17 protein-coding genes are annotated in these 18,359 nt (G+C 66.9%); 6 read left to right on the top strand and 11 right to left on the bottom strand.

All coding sequences use genetic code 11. From position 1 onward, the window contains the following. Positions 1–12: 12 nt before the first annotated feature. Positions 13–1,851, bottom strand: coding sequence for a methyl-accepting chemotaxis protein (locus tag AB2M62_RS13880; RefSeq protein WP_404334658.1), 1,839 nt, complete (start codon positions 1,849–1,851; stop codon positions 13–15). Positions 1,852–2,123: 272 nt separating this feature from the next. Then, a complete protein-coding gene (locus AB2M62_RS13875) occupies positions 2,124–2,573 on the bottom strand; it encodes a copper chaperone PCu(A)C (RefSeq protein ID WP_404334657.1) in 450 nt (149 codons plus the stop codon). 161 nt (positions 2,574–2,734) lie between these two features. Between AB2M62_RS13875 and dnaK the strand changes: the two genes are divergently transcribed. From dnaK to AB2M62_RS13855, 4 genes are all read left to right on the top strand, one after another. Further along, positions 2,735–4,642, top strand: coding sequence for a molecular chaperone DnaK (gene dnaK, locus AB2M62_RS13870; protein ID WP_404334655.1), 1,908 nt, complete (start codon positions 2,735–2,737; stop codon positions 4,640–4,642). Positions 4,643–4,758: 116 nt separating this feature from the next. After that, positions 4,759–5,871, top strand: a complete 1,113-nt coding sequence (gene dnaJ, locus AB2M62_RS13865; RefSeq protein ID WP_404334654.1) for a molecular chaperone DnaJ — start codon at positions 4,759–4,761, stop codon at positions 5,869–5,871. 129 nt (positions 5,872–6,000) lie between these two features. Beyond that, entirely contained in the window at positions 6,001–6,621 is a 621-nt protein-coding gene (locus AB2M62_RS13860) for a hypothetical protein (protein WP_404334653.1), read from the top strand. Between the two features lie 65 nt (positions 6,622–6,686). After that, complete coding sequence (locus tag AB2M62_RS13855; RefSeq protein ID WP_404334651.1) at positions 6,687–7,532, top strand: phage tail protein; 846 nt, start codon at positions 6,687–6,689, stop codon at positions 7,530–7,532. A gap of 3 nt (positions 7,533–7,535) precedes the next feature. On the opposite strand, the gene AB2M62_RS13850 is transcribed toward AB2M62_RS13855, so the two are convergent. The 4 genes from AB2M62_RS13850 to purB form a co-directional block, all read right to left on the bottom strand. Next, positions 7,536–8,342: a hypothetical protein gene (locus AB2M62_RS13850; RefSeq protein WP_404334649.1), complete on the bottom strand. Its 807-nt coding sequence runs from the start codon at positions 8,340–8,342 to the stop codon at positions 7,536–7,538. Positions 8,343–8,434: 92 nt separating this feature from the next. Further along, on the bottom strand, positions 8,435–10,987 hold the full coding sequence (locus AB2M62_RS13845; protein ID WP_404334647.1) for an HWE histidine kinase domain-containing protein: 2,553 nt from the start codon (positions 10,985–10,987) through the stop codon (positions 8,435–8,437). 3 nt (positions 10,988–10,990) lie between these two features. Next, positions 10,991–11,530, bottom strand: coding sequence for a biliverdin-producing heme oxygenase (locus tag AB2M62_RS13840; protein WP_404334645.1), 540 nt, complete (start codon positions 11,528–11,530; stop codon positions 10,991–10,993). Beyond that, a complete protein-coding gene (gene purB, locus AB2M62_RS13835) occupies positions 11,527–12,837 on the bottom strand; it encodes an adenylosuccinate lyase (protein WP_404334643.1) in 1,311 nt (436 codons plus the stop codon). The genes AB2M62_RS13840 and purB overlap by 4 nt, the downstream gene beginning before the upstream one ends. A gap of 306 nt (positions 12,838–13,143) precedes the next feature. Between purB and AB2M62_RS13830 the strand changes: the two genes are divergently transcribed. After that, positions 13,144–13,725 (top strand): EF-hand domain-containing protein, encoded by a 582-nt coding sequence (locus AB2M62_RS13830; protein ID WP_404334641.1) that lies wholly within the window; start codon positions 13,144–13,146, stop codon positions 13,723–13,725. Between the two features lie 78 nt (positions 13,726–13,803). On the opposite strand, the gene AB2M62_RS13825 is transcribed toward AB2M62_RS13830, so the two are convergent. After that, positions 13,804–14,352 carry a DUF308 domain-containing protein gene (locus AB2M62_RS13825; protein ID WP_404334639.1) on the bottom strand — a complete coding sequence of 183 codons (549 nt, stop codon included), beginning with the start codon at positions 14,350–14,352 and terminating at the stop codon, positions 13,804–13,806. Positions 14,353–14,449: 97 nt separating this feature from the next. Between AB2M62_RS13825 and AB2M62_RS13820 the strand changes: the two genes are divergently transcribed. After that, positions 14,450–15,025: a TetR/AcrR family transcriptional regulator gene (locus tag AB2M62_RS13820; protein ID WP_404334637.1), complete on the top strand. Its 576-nt coding sequence runs from the start codon at positions 14,450–14,452 to the stop codon at positions 15,023–15,025. A 3-nt stretch (positions 15,026–15,028) separates the two neighbouring features. On the opposite strand, the gene radC is transcribed toward AB2M62_RS13820, so the two are convergent. From radC to AB2M62_RS13800, 4 genes are read right to left on the bottom strand one after another with little or no spacing between them, the layout of a single operon-like run. Continuing rightward, entirely contained in the window at positions 15,029–15,715 is a 687-nt protein-coding gene (radC, locus tag AB2M62_RS13815; protein ID WP_404334635.1) for a DNA repair protein RadC, read from the bottom strand. Positions 15,716–15,745: 30 nt separating this feature from the next. Continuing rightward, on the bottom strand, positions 15,746–16,375 hold the full coding sequence (locus tag AB2M62_RS13810) for a DUF4893 domain-containing protein (protein WP_404334633.1): 630 nt from the start codon (positions 16,373–16,375) through the stop codon (positions 15,746–15,748). Between the two features lie 16 nt (positions 16,376–16,391). After that, a complete protein-coding gene (locus tag AB2M62_RS13805; protein ID WP_404334631.1) occupies positions 16,392–17,177 on the bottom strand; it encodes a 3-hydroxybutyrate dehydrogenase in 786 nt (261 codons plus the stop codon). Between the two features lie 8 nt (positions 17,178–17,185). Further along, complete coding sequence (locus AB2M62_RS13800; protein ID WP_404334630.1) at positions 17,186–18,322, bottom strand: patatin-like phospholipase family protein; 1,137 nt, start codon at positions 18,320–18,322, stop codon at positions 17,186–17,188. Positions 18,323–18,359: the final 37 nt, after the last annotated feature.

The raw sequence follows: 18,359 nt of genomic DNA, 5'->3' as shown, positions 1-18,359 counted from the left end.
CGGGGGCGGTTTTTAGAAGCTGGCCCAGTCCTCGCCGGCGCCGGCCATCGACGGGACCGGCATCGCCGAGTGTTGCGGCGTGTGGACCGGCGCTGCGGCGCGGACCGGCGCGGCGGCCGGGCTGCGGCGGGCGGCGCTGCGGCTGGCGGCTTCGCCGACCTTGAAGCGGGCCGACTGGGTGGTGAGAGTGGAAACCTCGCCGGCCAGGTTGCGCGCGGCAGCCGAAGTCTGCTCGACCATCGCGGCGTTCTGCTGGGTCGACTGGTCCATCACGTTGACCGCCGTGGCGATCTCGCCGATCGTCGAGGACTGGGCGCGATTGTCGCCGGCCATCGTCTCGACGAACTGGTGGACCTGCTCGACGCTGCCGGTGATCTCGGCGAGCGAAGAGTCGACCTTGCGTACGGCGCTGACCGCGACGACGATGTCGGCCTGGGTCGCGGTGAGCTGATCACGAGCGCGCTTCGATTCTTCTTCCGAGCGCATCGCCAGGGCCGAGACGAGATCGGCGACGACGGCGAAGCCACGGCCGGCTTCACCGGCGCGACCGGCTTCGACGGCGGCGTTCATCGCGAGAACGCGGGTCTGGAAGGCGATCTTGTCGAGACCCTCGATGACGCTGTCGATGCCCTTCGAGCTGTGGGCCACGCGGTCCATCGCCGAAGTCGCCTGTTCCGCCGTCGAGCGGCCCGATTCGACGATGCCGATGGCCTGCTGTGCGCAGTCGACGGTGCGATCGGCCGCTTCGGCGCTCGACTTGAGCCGGGCGTTCATCTGCGACAGCGCGGCCGAGGTCTCTTCGAGGCTGGCGGCGTTGCTTTCGGTGCGGCGGGCGAGATCGTCCGAAGCCGCGGCGATTTCGCTCGAGCCGGTTTCGATGCTCTGCGAGGCTTCGGCGAGGGCGGCGATCAACTCGCGCAGGTTAGTCAGCGCCTTGTTGAAATTGTCGGCCAGCTCCTGATAGGCGACGGGGACGTTGCCCGGGATCGTGGCGGTGAGATCGCCTTCCGACAACGCTTCGAGCTTTTCGGACAGGACCGTGACGATCGCCTTCTGATCGGCGTCCGACTGGGCCTTGGCGAACTCGGCCTCGGCCTTGGCGACGGCGTTCTGGCGGAACACCTGGAGCGCGGCGGCCATGTCGCCGATCTCGTCGCGGCGTTCGATGCCGGGGATTTCCTCGCCGGTATTGCCCTGGGCGAGATCGCCCATTCGGCTGGTGATCTGGCCCAGCGGGCGGGTGATCGAGCGGCTGACGATGACGATGACGGCGATAAGCGCGGCGACGACGAGCAGGATGACCAGGCTGAGGCGCCAGGCGGCAGCACGGACGGTGGCGCTGATCTCTTCGTTGAACACGCCGGTGACGACGACCCAATTCCACGGCTTGAACGCGCGGACATAGGACAGCTTGGGCTTCACGCCCGAGCCATCGGGCATCTTATAGTCATACTGGACGAAGCCGTCGCCGGTGGCTTTGGCCTTCTGGATCATCTCGCGATAATGGAACTTGCCGCTGGCATCGGGCTTGTCCGCCACGCTGCCATTCTCCAGCTCCGGCTTCACCGGATGCATCAGCATGGTGAGATTGGTGTCGAGGATGAAGAAATAATCCTTGTTGCCGTCACCGAAGCGCATCGCGCGGATCGTATCCTCGGCGGCCTTCTGGGCCTGGGCCTGGGTCATCCGACCGGCCTTTTCCTCGGCATAGAAGCGCTCGAGCTGGCTGTAGGCCACCGCGACGGTTTGCTCGGTACGCTGGTTGAAGCCCGCCTCGAGCGAGCTGCTCAGGCGCTGGATCGATAGGCCGAGGACCAGGACGAGGCCGAGCAGCGACGCTGCGCCGATCACCAAGATCCGTGTTCCGATTTTCATACGCGCCAGAAATGCCACCGATAAACTCCCGCAATATTGTGCAATCGTTATAGAGGCGCGGGAGAGAAACCGTCGGAAGCTACGGGGTTCTACGGATGTGCGACGCGCCCGAACGGTCGCCGACGGCAACGTTGCGATCCAGGCGAAGTCGCGCAATTCCGGGGACTTGGGTGGTTAACCCAGCCGAAATAAGGACAACTACTTAGTTGGCTGCGTTTCTAGGCCATGTGCCCGGATGCGAGCAGGGCCTAGTCGGCCTGGGGAGGGGGATCCCCGGCGCCGACGACCCGGGCCTGGACCTCGATACGCTTGCCCGAGGCGAAGGCGAGCGCGAGCGGGATCCGCGTGCCGGGCTTCACCGCGGGGCCGAGATCGAACAACATGACGTGGCGGCCGCCGGGCGCGAAGGCGAGGGTGCCGCGCGCCGGCAGCGGTGCGTCGCGGACGGGCTGCATCGTCATTGCGCCGGCCGGGGTCTTGCTCAATTCGTGGAGTTCGGCGCGGAGCGCGGCGGGCGTCGAGACCTGGAGCAGCGTATCGGCCTGATCGCCGCCATGAAGCGTGAAATAGGCCGCGCCGGGATTGCCCGGCACCGCGGGCAGGCGCACCCAGGCCTGGTCCGCGCCGAGCGTGGCGGGCTGGGCGTGGCAGGCCGCGAGCAATAACGCCGCCGTAACGATCCCGGCAAATCCACGCATCGACCAAACTCCCATTTCGGGAAGGTTCCTAGAATCCCAGCCTTCTTGCGGCAAGCGCAAGCGCACCTATATCCGCTTCCGGAACGGTCGTCCGACGTTGCCCATGAGGGGGCGCCTGGCGACCGAGGTTTTTGTTTCTTACTGGGGGCCAATGAGGGACCATGGCTAAAGTTATCGGTATCGACCTGGGTACGACCAACAGCTGCGTCGCAGTGATGGAAGGCGGCACGCCGAAGGTCATCGAGAATGTTGAAGGTGCGCGCACCACGCCGTCGATCGTGGCGTTCGCCAAGGACGGCGAGCGACTGATCGGCCAGCCGGCGAAGCGCCAGGCCGTCACCAATCCGGAAAACACCGTTTTCGCAGTCAAGCGCCTGATCGGGCGCCGCTTCGACGACCCGATCACCAAGAAGGACACCGAGCTGGTGCCCTACACGATCGCGCGCGGCCCCAATGGCGACGCGTGGGTGAAGGCGGGCGGCGAAGAGTATAGCCCGTCGCAGATCAGCGCGTTCATCCTGCAGAAGATGAAGGAAACCGCCGAGGCCTATCTCGGTGAGACCGTCACCCAGGCGGTGATCACCGTGCCGGCCTATTTCAACGACGCCCAGCGTCAGGCGACCAAGGACGCCGGCAAGATTGCGGGCCTCGAAGTGCTGCGCATCATCAACGAGCCGACCGCGGCAGCGCTCGCCTATGGCCTCGACAAGGACAACAACAAGACCATCGCGGTCTATGACCTTGGCGGCGGCACGTTCGACATCTCGGTGCTCGAGATCGGCGACGGCGTGTTCGAAGTGAAGGCGACCAACGGCGACACCTTCCTGGGCGGCGAGGACTTCGATTCGAAGATCGTCCAGTTCCTGGCGGAAGAGTTCCGCAAGGCCGAGGGCATCGACCTGACCAAGGACAAGCTGGCGCTCCAGCGGCTGAAGGAAGCCGCTGAAAAGGCCAAGATCGAGCTGAGCTCGGCCGCGACCACCGAAGTCAACCTGCCCTTCATCACCGCCGACGCCAATGGGCCGAAGCATCTGGTCAAGGCGATCACCCGCGCCGATCTGGAGCGTCTGGTCGACGACCTGATCCAGCGTACGCTCGAGCCGTGCCGCAAGGCGCTGGCTGACGCCGGGCTGAAGGCAAGCGCGATCGACGAAGTCGTGCTGGTCGGCGGCATGACCCGCATGCCCAAGGTGCGCGAGATCGTGAAGTCGTTCTTCGGCAAGGAACCGCACACCGGCGTGAACCCCGACGAAGTCGTGGCGATCGGCGCGGCGATCCAGGCCGGCGTGCTCCAGGGCGACGTCAAGGACGTGCTGCTGCTCGACGTGACTCCGCTGAGCCTCGGCATCGAGACGCTGGGCGGCGTGTTCACCCGCATGATCGACCGCAACACGACGATCCCGACCAAGAAGTCGCAGGTCTATTCGACCGCCGACGACAATCAGGGCGCCGTGACGATCCGCGTGTTCCAGGGCGAGCGCGAAATGGCGGCGGACAACAAGATGCTCGGCCAGTTCGACCTGGTCGGCATTCCGCCGGCGCCGCGCGGCGTGCCGCAGATCGAAGTCACCTTCGACATCGACGCCAACGGCATCGTCAACGTCAGTGCCAAGGACAAGGGCACCGGCAAGGAGCAGCAGATCCGCATCCAGGCCTCGGGCGGGCTCAGCGACGCAGACATCGACCAGATGGTCCGCGACGCCGAGAGCTTTGCCGATGAGGACAAGAAGCGGCGCGCTGCGGCGGAAGCCAAGAACAATGCCGAGAGCCTGGTCCACACGACCGAGCGCCAGCTTGCCGAGAATGGCGACAAGGTCGATGCATCGCTGAAGGGCGAGATCGAGGCGGCGATCGCCGAGACCAAGACGGCAATCGAAGGCGGCGACGCCGACGACATGCAGGCCAAGGCGCAGAACCTCGCCCAGGTCGCGATGAAGCTCGGCCAGGCGATCTACGAGAAGCAGGCTGCCTCGGAAGCTTCGCCTTCCGAGACTCCCGCGGGGAACGAAGCTGGCGGCGAGGAAGTCGTCGATGCCGAGTTCTCGGAAGTGGACGACAACAAGGCGTAATTGGATGAACCCACGCCGTCATGCCGGCGAAAGCCGGTATCCCATGCCGCGACGCACGCGGCCTGGGGCCCCGGCTTTGGCCGGGGTGACGGCAGCGGGGGCGGGGGCCTGAGTAGATGACGACCGAAGTCGATTATTACGAACTGCTCGAATGCGAGCGCACTGCGGACGATGCGACGCTGAAATCGTCGTACCGCAAGCTGGCGATGAAATATCACCCCGACAAGAATGGCGGGTGCAAGGATCACGAGGCCAAGTTCAAGGCGATCAGCGAAGCCTATGACTGCCTGAAGGATCCGCAGAAGCGCGCGGCCTATGACCGCTTCGGCCATGCCGCCTTCAAGAATGGCGGCGGTGGCGGGCCGCAGGGCGGCGCCGATTTCGGCGGTTTCAGCGACATTTTCGAAAGCGTGTTCGGCGAATTCATGGGCGGGCGCGGCGGACGGCCGAACCTGCGCGGCGCCGATCTGCGCTATGACATGGAAGTGACGCTGGAAGAGGCGTTCCACGGCAAGACCACCGAGGTCACGGTCGACGTGTCGGGCGTGTGTGACAGCTGCGCGGGCACCGGCGCCAAGCCGGGCACCCATGCGAAGGGCTGCAGCCATTGCGGCGGGCACGGCAAGGTGCGCGCGCAGCAGGGCTTCTTCATGGTCGAGCGGACCTGCCCGATGTGCCACGGCGCCGGCCAGGTGATCGCCGATCCGTGCCGCGACTGCCGCGGCGAGGGGCGGACCGACAAGACCAAGACGCTCAAGATCAACGTGCCGCCCGGCGTGGACGAAGGCACAAGGATCCGGCTGAGCGGCGAGGGCGAGGCGGGTGCGCGCGGCGCGCCAGCGGGCGACCTCTACATCTTCCTGCATGTGAAGCAGCATGCGATCTTCGAGCGCCAGGGCACTTCGCTCTATGCCGTGGCGCCGATCAGCTTCACCACCGCGGCGCTGGGCGGCGAGATCACGCTGCCCGGGCTCGACGGCGAAAGCCATGTCGTGCGGATCGCGCCGGGAACCCAGTCTGGCCGCGAAGTGCGCCATCGCGGCGCCGGCATGCCGGTGTTGCAGGGGCGCGGACGCGGGGATCTGGTCGTGCGGCTCGACGTCGAGATGCCAACCAAGCTGACCGCGCGGCAACGCGAACTGCTCGAGGAATTCCGCGCAACCGAGACCGGCGAGGAATGCCCCGAGGCGACCGGGTTCTTCGCCAAGCTCAAGGCGGCCCTGGGCTGATCCGGGGATAGCAACCGAATAGAACGGGCCGCGGGACGCAGGTTTCGCGGCCCTTTTTCGTGGCGGGCGTTGCCATCGAACCGCGCGCGGGTCAGCTTGGCACTGCGATCCTCGCCTGGAGACACCGAAATGCGCGTTGTGGCATCGATTCTCGCGGCTCTGGCGGCGGCGGGCGGGATCGTCGCGACGGTGCAGGCGCGGCAGGATTCGCAGTCGGCCGACATCGTCGTCGACGGCCAGCGCGACCAGAAGCGGCTCCAAGGCGGCGAGTGGCGGATCAGCCTGTCGCGCTCGTATCATTATGGCGCGGCCGGCGACGCGAGTGTGACAGGCCGCGACAGCCGCTGGAACTTCTGCCTGGCGGACTCTGACGTCGAGCCGCTGATGCGCAAATTGGTCGGTGAGGGGAGGACCGCCTCGTCGGGAACGACGAGCTGTTCGCCGCTGGTGATGACCTTGGGGGGCGGCAAGCTGCGCGCCATCCAGAATTGTTCTGGTGGCAGCGTGTTGCGCCTGGACGATGCGAGCAAGACGGTGCGGACGATGCCGGCGCGCAGCCGGCTGACGGTGACCGGGCGCTACGGCCTGACCAAGCTCACGGTCGAATTCGATGATCGGCGAAGCGCATTCAACAAGGATCCCGACATGGAGAGCCCGCCCGACGGCCAGCGCTGGTCGATCAAGGGCGAGCGGATCGGCGCGTGCCAGCCCGCCCGGGAACCCGCGGCACCAGCATCACCTCGACACTAGGACCGGCTTTCGCCGCTTTGGAAACTTTCCACCTTCGCGCGTTATCTCCACTTCGGGAGAACGCCATGGACACGCTCGCACTGCTCCACCTGATCGCCCCCGGCGAACCGTATCCCGGGCATGGCGGCGATGGCGGCGCGGGCAATGTGATGGGGCTGATCCATCATTTCGCCGGGCGGCAGCCGATCTTCCATGCCTATCATGCCGGCGCGCGGGTGCCGATCGAGCAGAATAACGGACTCTACGCAGTGCTCGGCATCGGCAACGAGCAGGACCGGCAGTTCGCCGTGCCCGATCTGCGCGGCAAGATGCTGGTCGATGCCGCGTTCGGCGCAGAGACGCCGCCCGGCAGCTTTCCGGTGCGCCATATCATCGCGGCGAGGCCGGAGCGCCATTCGCGCGGCTTTCCAATGCCGGGCGTGGTGATGCCCTTTGCCGGGCGGTTCGTGCCCGATGGCTGGCTCGCCGCCGACGGCCGGTTGCTGGATGCCGACCGCTATCGCGAATTGTTCGCGGCGATCGGGACGCAGTTCGGCGGCGACGGCGTCCGGGCCTTCGCGCTGCCCGACCTGCGCGGCGCGGTGCCGGTGGGGGCGGGCGAAGGGCTGGCGCCCGGCACGCGGATCGAGGGCGAAGTGCCCGGCGTGGCGCTGCATTACATCCTCTCGGCCAGCGGCATCTTCGGCACCGAGGACGGCTATGGCTTCCCCGAGGAAGAGCCGGTGTATGGCGAAGTGGTCGCCTGGGCGGGCAGCGAAACGCCCAAGGACTGGCTCGCCTGCGACGGCGCGGTGCTGCCGATCGCGCGGCAGCATATCCTGTTCCACATCCTGGGCGATGCCTATGGCGGCGATGGCGAGACGAGCTTCGCCCTGCCCGACCTGCGCGGGCGGGCGATCGTCGGGCGCTAAGCCTTAATGGCCGTCGTCGCTCCAGTGCGGCGGGTCGGAGAGCAGCTTGATCACGCCATAGCCCGCGCCGATGGCGTGGAGACTGCGGTTGGCGTCGCCGGTGCGCGGCGTGGTGAGCGTCTGGGTCTTGCCCTTGGCGTCGCAGAGCTTGAGCGTGCCGGTCCAGCCGATCGTCATGTCGATCGCGCGGCCCTCGATATGGCGTGAGGTAAGCGCAGGCGGATAGGCGATACCGAATCTGTCCACCATTTCCTGCGCGCCGGCCTTCGACCCGGCCAGGTCGCCATGATCCCAGACGATCGCGCAGCCGGGGATTGCGGGAACGGCAGCGGGCGCCAGATCGCCGGTCGCGACGCGCCAGCTATAGTGCATCAGTGCGGCGCGGACCGGGTTGCGGCGGGTGGCGGAGATGGTGACGCTGGCGCCGGCGTCCTTGAGTGCCTGGACGAACGGCGAGACCTTCTTGCGGAAAGCCGGGACGAGGTCGGCGAGCGCCGCGCTGTTGGGGAAGCGTGCCTGGTTGGCGTCCCACCAGGCGGCGCCGCTGAGGCGCGGCGGAATCCCGATGCCGCTCGCCAGCGCGTTCCAGCTGCGCCCGCCGGGATCGATGCGGCCGTCGGGCGCCGATGCACCAAGGACGCGCGCCTGGTAGGATTGGATCGCGGCGAGAGTCAGCGCGCCGCAGGTTCCGGTAGTGGGAAGCAGTGCCTGCCCGGTCGCGCCGAGCCAGTCGTTGAGCAGATGCTGGACGACCAGCACGTCGGCGAGATCGTTGACGCCGTTCCTGCCGACCGAATTGGCGATGCCCATGTCGCTTCCCCTCGCTGCCCGGCGGGGACCTTGTAGAGCGATTTCCTACATCGCAAGGGGCGAACAAATCCCTGGCGGGGAAAGACCAGGTTTCAGCCCTCCAGCGCCTGGCGCAGCGCCTGGCCGACGCTGAGAAGCGTGTAGGGCTTTTGGATTACCGGCACGGCGGCGTGATCTTCGGGAAGGCGAAGCTGCTCGCCATAGCCGGTGGCGAAGAGGAAGGGGACGCCGAGCTTGCTCAGATGATCGGCGATGCCCAGGCTGGTCTCGGCGCCGAGATTGACGTCGAGCACCGCGACCTGAAGCTTCTCGGCATCGATCTCGGCGAGCGCCTGGCGCACCGTGCCCGCCGTGACCACGCGCTGGGCCCCCAGGCGGCTGAGAATGTCCTCGGCGTCCATCGCGATGATCAGGCTATCCTCGACGAGCAGCACGACGCCCGAAAGCAGCGCGGCGCTGTCACTGGGCAGGCCCGCTGGCGCGGGCGGCGGTGGCGCAGGGCGCGCAGCCTCGCCGATCGCGACGTGGCGCGCGGGGATACGGAAATCGGCCTCCAGCCCGGTAAGGACGTGGCGGACTTCGGCCTGGCCGCCGAGATCATAGGGAACCGAGCGCGTGATGATCGTGGTGCCGAAGCCCTGGCGGGTGGGAGGCTGGACCGCGGGACCGCCGCGCTCGCGCCACTGGATGTGGAGATCGCCATTATCCTCCAAATCCCACTTCACTTCGACACGGCCATTGTCCGACAGCGCGCCGTATTTCGCCGAATTGGTCATCAATTCGTGGATGACCAGCGCCAGCGTCGAAAACGCGTTCGGATACAGCAGGACGTCGGGCCCTTCGCAGAGCAGCCGATCGCTCTTGCCGGCGAGATAGGCGGCAGCTTCGGTGCCGATCAGCCGGCCGAGCGGCGCTGGGCTCCAATTGTCCTGCGTGATCTGATCGTGCGCCCGCGCAAGACTCTCGATCCTGCCTTCGAGCAGCGCGATCGTGTTGCGCGTATCGGCCTCGGGGTCGAGCGACTGGCGTACCAGGCCGCGGATCAGGCTGAGGATGTTGCGGACGCGGTGGTTGAGCTCCGCGATCAGCAGTTCCTGGCGCTCGGAGAAGCGGCGACGTTCCTCCTGGGCATCGTCGCTGAGGCGCAGCACGACTTCGATCAGCGAGGCGCGCAGCATCTCGGCGATGCGAAGCTCGGCATTGCTGAACGGTTCGGAACGGCCGCGGACTTCCTGGCTCCACAGCTCGAAGCTCTTGCGCGGCGTGAGCCGCGGACCGTGCGGCCCGAGCTGGGCGGGCTTATGCGGATCGCCGGCCCATTGGACCGTGCGGATCTTCTCCTGGCGGAACAGGAGCATGAAATCGCGCGGGCGGCGCGAGATCGGGATGGCGAGCAGCCCGGCGGCGACATCGTCATACGCAGAGGCAGCCGGGAGCATATCGGCAAGGCGATCGGTCGAGAAAACCTTGCCTGCCGCCATCGCGTTCAGCCGGCGGACGATGTGTGGAAACGCCTCGGGCGGCGGGGTCATCCCGCTATAGGCGATCTTGCCGTCGAGCCAGATCGCAATGCCGTCCGATGGCACGACTTCGCGCGCCATCGCGCCGAGCCATTCGGGATTGTCGAGCAAGGTCGAATTGCCCGCCACCGCGGCGAGCAGGCGATCGCTGGTGACCCGTGCCGCGGTCTCATAGCCGGCGAGCTCGGCGCGCTCGCGGCTTTCGAGCTTGAGCGCGAACATCTGGCCGAACAGCTCGGCGACCGAGCGACGTTCGAAGCTGGGGCGGCGCGGGGCATAATGGTGGCACGCGAACAGCCCCCACAGCTTACCCTCGACGATGATCGAGATCGACAGCGAGGCGCCGACGCCCATGTTCTGCAGATATTCGATATGGATCGGCGAAACCGAGCGGAGCACCGAGAGCGAGAGATCGATCGGCGCGCCGGTCTCGTCGCGGCGGGGCACGATCGGCACTGGATCGGCATTCACATCGGCGATGATCCGGAACGGCGTGCGGATATAGAGCTTGCGCGCCTGTTGCGGGATGTCCGAGGCAGGATAACGCAGATGGAGGAAGCTGCCGATCCCCGAGCGCGCAGCCTCAGCGACGACGACGCCCGATCCGTCGCGATCGAAGCGATAGACCATGACGCGATCGAAGCCGGTGAGCGCGCGGACCTGGCGCGCGCCTTCGCGGTAGAAGCTCGCCGAATCCGAAGTCTCGTCCAGCCGCGCAACCATCGCGCGGATCGCCGAGCCGATATCGGTGGAGGTTTCGTCGCCGCTTTCCTCACCCTCGATGAGGATCGTGTCCCGATTCATATGGATCGCGAAATCGAAGCAGCGGTCGTCGGGCAGCTTGACGCCGAACACGCGCTCGACCGCATCGGCGCCGCGCAACAGCGCGAGGCGATTGCGCAAGGTGTGGACGGCATGCTCACCCAGAAGCGGGATTGCCGAAGTGCCGAGCAAATCCTCCGCGCTGGTGCCGAGGAAATCGGCGATATTGGCCGAGGCGCGGCGGATCAGCCAGTCGGTCGACAGCGCGAGCAGGAAGCCGAAAGGCTGGATCGCGCCCAGTTCGTGGATCGGTTCCCGATCGCAATTGGTGAGGTCTACCTCAAACTGATCCTGGTCCGCCAAAAACTAGCCTTTCGCCCAACGGGCTGCAGAACGCTCGAACGCCGCAAATGCTGCATGCGCGCTGGCGAGCGCGGAATTCAGCGCAGCGGGTTCCTGCAGAATTGCATCAATCCGCTGTAGTAGTTGCTGCCATTTGTCCGCGCCCTGATGCGCATCAAGATAGGCGCGCGGGAAGCCCGACGGCAGCGAACGCGCGATGAAGCGACCGCCCAGCCGCGACCCTTCGAGGACGTAGAGGGTGCCGGCGACCTGAGCGTCGCTGTCGAGCACCCAGCGCTCCGCCGGTGCTTCGGCCGGGTGCGGGGCGGGACGCAGGAAGGCGAGGTCTTCGTGGAGCAGGTCGCCGCGCTTGCGCGCTTCCCAATCCTCGACGATGCGATCGCCGGGCAGCGCGGCCTCGAGCGGCCACACCAGCTCGGCATGGGCCATGAGGAAACGCGCATAATCGGCGCGATCGGTGAGATCGAAGCCGGCAAAGGCGGCGTCGACGCGCGCGTGCGCCGTCGCCGTGCCTTCGCGCAGCTTCTTGTGGGTGGGGCTCAAGCGAAGACGCGATCGAAGATCGTGTCGACATTCTTGTAATGATAGCCCAGGTCGAACTTGTCCTCGAGCTCCTCCGCCGAGAGCGCCGCGGTGACTTCGGGATCGGCCTTGAGGAGTTCGAGCAGCGAGAGCTGGCCGTCGCTCTCCCACACCTTCATCGCGTTACGCTGGACGAGGCGATAGCTGTCCTCGCGGCTGACGCCGGCCTGGGTGAGCGCGAGCAGGACGCGTTGCGAATGGACCAGGCCCCCCATCTTGTTGAGGTTCTTGAGCATCCGCTCGGGGTAGACGAGCAGCTTGTCGATGACGCCGGTGAGGCGGGCGAGCGCGAAATCGAGGGTGATCGTCGCGTCGGGGCCGATATAGCGCTCGACCGAGGAGTGCGAGATGTCGCGCTCGTGCCACAGCGCGACATTCTCCATCGCCGGCACGACGGCCCCGCGGACGACGCGGGCGAGGCCGGTGAGGTTCTCGGTAAGCACCGGGTTGCGCTTGTGCGGCATTGCCGACGAGCCCTTCTGGCCGGGCGAGAAATATTCCTCGGCCTCAAGCACTTCGGTGCGCTGGAGGTGGCGGACTTCGACCGCGAGGCGCTCGATCGACGAGGCGATCACGCCCAAGGTGGCGAAGAACATCGCGTGGCGGTCACGCGGGATGACCTGGGTCGAGACCGGCTCGACCGACAGGCCGAGCTTCTGTGCGACATGGGCTTCGACGCGCGGATCGATGTTGGCGAAGGTGCCGACGGCACCGGAGATCGCGCAGGTGGCGATGTCGGCACGCGCGAAGACGAGGCGCTCGCGGTTGCGCTTGAACTCGGCATAGGCCTCGGCAAGCTTGAGGCCGAAGGTGACCGGCTCGGCATGGATGCCGTGGCTGCGGCCGATCGTCGGGGTGAGCTTGTGCTCCTTGGCGCGGCGCTCGAGGACGTCGAGCAGCTTGTCGATATCGGCGAGGAGGATGTCCGAGGCGCGGGCGAGTTGGACTGCCAGACAGGTGTCGAGCACGTCGGAGCTGGTCATGCCCTGATGCATGAAGCGGGCCTCGTCGCCGACCTGCTCGGCGACCCAGGTGAGGAAGGCGATGACGTCGTGCTTGGTCACGGCCTCGATCGCGTCGATCGCGGCAACGTCGATCACCGGCTTGGTCGCCCACCAGTCCCACAGCGCCTTGGCGGCGGACTTGGGAACGACGCCCAGTTCGGCCAGCGCCTCGGTGGCGTGCGCCTCGATTTCGAACCAGATCGCGAAACGGGTTTCGGGCGACCAGATCGCAGTCATTTCGGGCCGCGAATAACGGGGAACCATCGGATGCCTTTCGCTGGGATTTGGCGCGCCGATAGCAAGCGGGCGCTGCAGTTTCCAGCACAAGCCGGGCCGTTATCTGCGCAGCAGGCGCATCATGCATCGATCGTGCCCGACCGCATCGGCGTGACTCTGATGCCACACAGCAAAGCAAATGCGATGAGGCGCGAGTCGGTTGGGATGAAGTGATTTACGGCAGCAAAATGGCGGGAACAATAGCGGCGCCGTACCGGTTCATAATCGTGAAGTTTGTAAGAAAGCCTGCTCCACGGCTTAGTGATGCCGGAGCAGCAAATAGGAGGAAGAAAGATGATCAAGTCTATTCTACTTGCCAGTTCGATGCTGATTGCTGCCCCGGTGCTTGCGCAGGAAGCGCCGAAGACGTCGGATAGCCAGACCATGCAGTCGGCGCCCGCCAAGGACGCTGCGACGCCTGCGACCGACGACGCGGCGCCGGGTGACGCGGCAGCGCCGACCACCACTGCGCAGGCTAGCCAGCCCGCGCCGCAGGCCGGGACTGCTCCGGCGGCCCAGACCGCCCAGCCAACTCCGGCGCAGCAGGCTACCACCCAGCCCGCTACACAGCCGGGGCAGGCAGCACCGCAGCAGACCGCAGCCGCGACGCCGGCCGCCACCCAGGACCAGGTCTCGCAGGCCGTCGGGCGCGAATTCGCTAGCTATGACAAGGATGCGAATGGCGCGCTGAATCAGGCCGAGTTCGGCAGCTGGATGAGCACGCTGCGCAAGGCTTCGGAGCCGAGCTTCCAGCCCGGCACGCCCGACGCGGAGACCTGGATCGGCCAGGCCTTTGCCCAGAGCGACACCGACAAGAACAAGGCAGTGAGCCAGGCTGAGCTCGCGACGTTCCTGACGCCCAAGCAGCCGGGCTAACCCTTACCGAAGCGCACGCAGGCGCAACTCCGAGCGGCCGCCGGTCTTGTCACCGGCGGCCGTTTTGGCGTGGGTGGCTCAGCGCGCCGGCTTGCGGAAGCTGAGCCACAGCGCCGACACCAGGAAGTAAAAGGCACCGAATGTCGCATAGGGGATGATGTCGGCGATGCCCGGCACAGCGCTGCCCAGCGCGCGCATCCCGAAAAAGCCGCCGGCGAGCGCGGACTGCGCGCCGCTCAGCACCATCGCCCATTGCGCGCCATAGCTCTTCCAGCGGCGGACCCCGGTGGCGAGTTGCAGCAGCCCGGCCAGCGTCGCCCACAGGCCGAAGATGCCGAGCACGGCATGGGGGTTGCCGAGCATCGCCAGCACGGCTGCGGCGGTGAGGCTGCTGACGACGAGATTGAGCGCCTGGGTGCGGTTGCGCACCAGCCCGCCACTTGCCCGGGCGTCGATCAGGTTCGCGGCGGCATCCCATGCCGGATAGGCCACGAGCAGGGTGGCGGCGGCGGCGGGGACGTGCGTGCCGATCGTCGCGGCGGCGGCGACCCAGGCGGCACCCACCAGCGCGCGGGCAAAATAGTAGCTGCGCAACCAAGTGGCTGCGCGTGCGGCGGATGCGTCCATTTCATGTCTCCGAATTCTACCTATCAGTAGGTAGGCACGTATCGCGTTGCGGGTCTTGTCGCAAGTGCCTATCTACCTGTCGGTAGGGAGATTGAGGATGCAGGACACTGCAGGACGGATCGTCGACGAGGCGCGCCAGCTGATGATGACGCGCGGCTATAACGGCTTCAGCTATGCAGACATCGCGGCGGCGATCGGCATCCGCAAGGCGAGCATCCATCATCATTTTGCCGGCAAGGCCGATCTCGCCAAGGCCGTGGTCGAGCAATCGCGGGCCGTGATCCGCGCCCAGGTGGACCAGTTGGCGGCGGTGGAGCCCGAGGCCGATGGCCAGCTTCGCGCCTATGCGGGCTATTGGGAGCGCTGCATCGCCGACAATTCGGCGCCGTTCTGCGTCGCCGCGATGCTGGCGGCCGAATTGCCCAGCCTGCCGGACGATGTCGCAGCCGCGGTGCGCGCGCATTTTGCGGCGTTGAGCGAATGGCTGACCCGGCTCCTCACGCTCGGCGTGCGCCAGGGCAGCGTCTCGCTGGTCGGCTCCCCCGCGGAAGAGGCGGATGCATTTCTCTCGGCAGTATATGGCGCGATGCTGTCGGCGCGGGCGTTTGGCGATCCGGCGCGGTTCGCGATCATCGTCGAGACCTTGCTGTCGCGCGTCGTCCGGCTGCGCTGAGCGTCAGATCAGCCCCTTGGCGCGCAGGCTGCTATGGCCTTGCGTGCCGAGGATGATGTGATCGTGGACGGCGATGCCGAGGCGCTTGCCGGCTTCGGCGATGCTGCGGGTGATCTCGATGTCGGCGCGGCTGGGCGAGGGATCGCCCGAGGGGTGGTTGTGGACGAGGATGATCGCGGCGCTGCCGAGATCGATCGCGCGGCGGATGACTTCGCGGACATAGACCGCGGCCTCATCGATCGAGCCTTCGCTCATCAGCTCGTCGCGGATCAGCATGTTCTTCGAATTGAGGTGGAGCACGCGGACGCGCTCGATCGCGTGATGCGCCATGTCGGCGCGGAGATAGTCGAGCAGCGCCTGCCAATTGGCGAGCACCGGGCGCGCACTGACCTCGGAGCGGAGCAGGCGCAGCGCGGCGGCGTGGGTGGCCTTCAATGCGGCGACGCTGGTCTCGCCCATGCCGGGGAAGCGCGCGATCGCCTCGGCGTCGGCCGTGAGCAGCCCGGCGATGCCGCCGAATTCGTGGAGCAGCGCCTTGGCGAGCGGCTTGGTGTCGCGACGGGGAATCGCGAGCGCGAGGAGATATTCGATCAACTCGTGATCGAGCAGCGCATCGGGGCCGCCCTCGAACAGCCGCTGACGCAGCCGCGCGCGGTGGCCAGCATTGTCGGGAGCGTCGTCGGCGGACATGCGCCGACTATACGCGCAAAAAGCGCGGCGTCAGCCCGCTGGGACGAGCTCGATCACGTCGAGCTTCGATTCGAAATGCGGGCTGGGCAGCACCAGCCGCCAGCGCCGCGTCTCGATACGCTCGACATAGCCGATCATGTCGCGGCGTGCGTCGAGCCCGTAGCGCAACGGCGCGGTCTCATCGCCGAGCACCAACGTGCCGAGAAACACCGCGCGCGACTTGGCATCCGGGTAAATCAGCCCGGTCGGACGTTGCGGGCTGTCGAGCTTGACCAGGCGCTTGACCTGGCCCTCATCGGCGATGCGGCAGGCATAGGGCGGATTGGCGGTGAAGCCGGCAACCTGCGGGTGGATCGAGCCGAGCTTGAGCGTGCGGCAGCGATAGTCGCCCGCGGGCGGCGTGGGATCGGGGAGCGCGCGATCGGGATCGAACAGCAGCGGATCGCCGGCGATCGCGGCGGCATTGGCGGTGCGCGCGTCGGGAAGCGCGGCATCCCAATCCTTGCGCCAATGCCGCAGCCGCGCGGCGTCGTCGGCCGTGGCGATCAATTCCCAGCGCATATCGGTGGGCAGGTGCGTCGAGGTCGCCTCGCGATACACGCTGCAGCCGGTGAGGCCGAGCGCCGATGCGGCAATCGCGGGCAGAAGGTTCATGCGCATCAATGGCCCCTTTGGCTCAGGCTGCGGTCCAGCCGCCGTCGATCGAATAATTGGCGCCGGTGATCTGTGCCGCCTCGTCGCGGCAGAGGAAAAGCACCAGCGCGGCAACCTGTTCCGCAGTGACGAACTCCTTGGTCGGCTGGGCATCGAGCAGCACATCGTTGATGACCTGATCGCGCGTGAGACCGCGCGCCTTCATCGTATCGGGAATCTGGTTCTCGACCAGCGGCGTCCAGACATAGCCCGGCGAAACGCAGTTGACGGTCACGCCATGCGTGGCGACTTCGAGCGCGACCGTCTTGGTGAGGCCGGCAATCGCATGCTTGGCCATGACATAGGCGGTCTTGTTGGGGCTGGCGACGAGGCTGTGGGCGCTGGCAGTGGCGATGATCCGGCCCCATTTCTGTGCCTTCATGAAGGGCACGGCGGCGCGCGTCATATGCCAGGCCGAGGACAGGTTGATCGCAATGATCGCGTCATATTTGTCGACCGGGAACTCCTCGATCGGCGCGACATGCTGGATGCCGGCATTGTTGATGACGATGTGCGGGCCGCCCAGCTCGTCATGGCAGCGCTGGACCATCGCGGCGATCTGATCGGGCTTGGTCATGTCGGCGGCGTCGTACAGCGCCTTGGCGCCGCTGGTCGCTTCCAGCGCCGCGCGTTCCTTTTCGATCGCATCGGCGTCGCCAAAGCCGTTGATCATCACGCTGGCGCCTTCGGCCGCGAGCGCCTTGGCATAAGCGAGGCCGATGCCCGAGGTCGAGCCGGTGATGACGGCGGACTTGCCCTTGAGGAACATGGAAACTCCTAGTGCTGGGTGAGGTCGAAGGCGGCGGTCTTGCCGTCGAGGATCGAATCGGCAACGAGCTGGGCACCGGCCATGGTCTCGGCGACGGCCTGGCGGCCGGCATGCCAATGCTCGGTCATCGAGCGGGCGGAGAATTCGAAGTCGCGCGATCCGCCCTCCCAGGCATTGGCGCGGTAGATGAGCTGGACGAGGCTCACCGGATGCTCGGCGGCCATATGGCCGAGCGCGATCGTTTCAGGATCCTGCGCCAGTTCGGGCGGTAGCTTGGCGAGCAGGGTGCGGATCGCCTCGCGCTCCTTGCGCAGCCGCAGGCGATCGTCGGAGACTTGGCGCGTGCGGCTGGAGAAGCGGATTTCCTTCTCGCGGGCGACCACGTCGGTGATCGTGCGCGGCAGGCTGGCGGCGGCGGGGAAGAGATCGACCTGAAAGATCAGCGTCGGGGCGGCCTGGCGATCGAGAATATGGGTGAGCGGCGTATTCGAGACGAGCCCGCCGTCCCAATAGAAGCGCCCGTCGATCTCGACCGGGGGAAGGCCAGGCGGGAGCGCGCCCGAGGCCATGATATGGCGCGCATCGAGCCGCTCGTCGGCGGTGTCGAAATAGCGGAAATTGCCGCTGGCGAGGTCCACCGCGCCCACCGAGAGGCGGACCGGGCCACTGTTGAGCAGATCCCAATCCACGAGGCTGTTCAGCGTCTCGATCAGCGGCGTGCTGTCGTAGAAGCTCAGTGCCGCCGGAGTGCCCGGCGCGGCGAGGGCCGGCGGCACCAGGCGCGGGGTGAAGAAGCCGGGCACACCGGTGAGCATCACCGCGCCGGCCGACCATTCATGGACGAACTCGCGGAGCTGATCGTTGAGCGGGAAGGCGAAATCGGGGAGGCGCGAACTGGCCAGATCCCAAAAGGCGTGGAGGCGTTCGAGCCGGCGTTCGGGCGGGTTGCCCGCGACGATCGCGGCGTTGACGGCGCCGATCGAGATGCCGGCGACCCAATCGATTTCGATATGCGCAGCGCCGAGCGCCTCGATCACACCGGCCTGATAGCTGCCAAGCGCGCCGCCGCCCTGCAGGACCAGCGCCACGCAATCGGGCAGCGGCAGGCCCGCGGGGCGATGACGGCGGGGGTCGGCGTCGGCCATGGCGCTGCTGTGGCCGATTGCGGGGGTGCGGGCAATC

It is taken from the genome of Sphingomonas sp. MMS12-HWE2-04 (assembly GCF_044881185.1).
Lineage (GTDB): Bacteria > Pseudomonadota > Alphaproteobacteria > Sphingomonadales > Sphingomonadaceae > Sphingomonas.
This window is presented reverse-complemented; position numbering and strand designations above follow the sequence as displayed.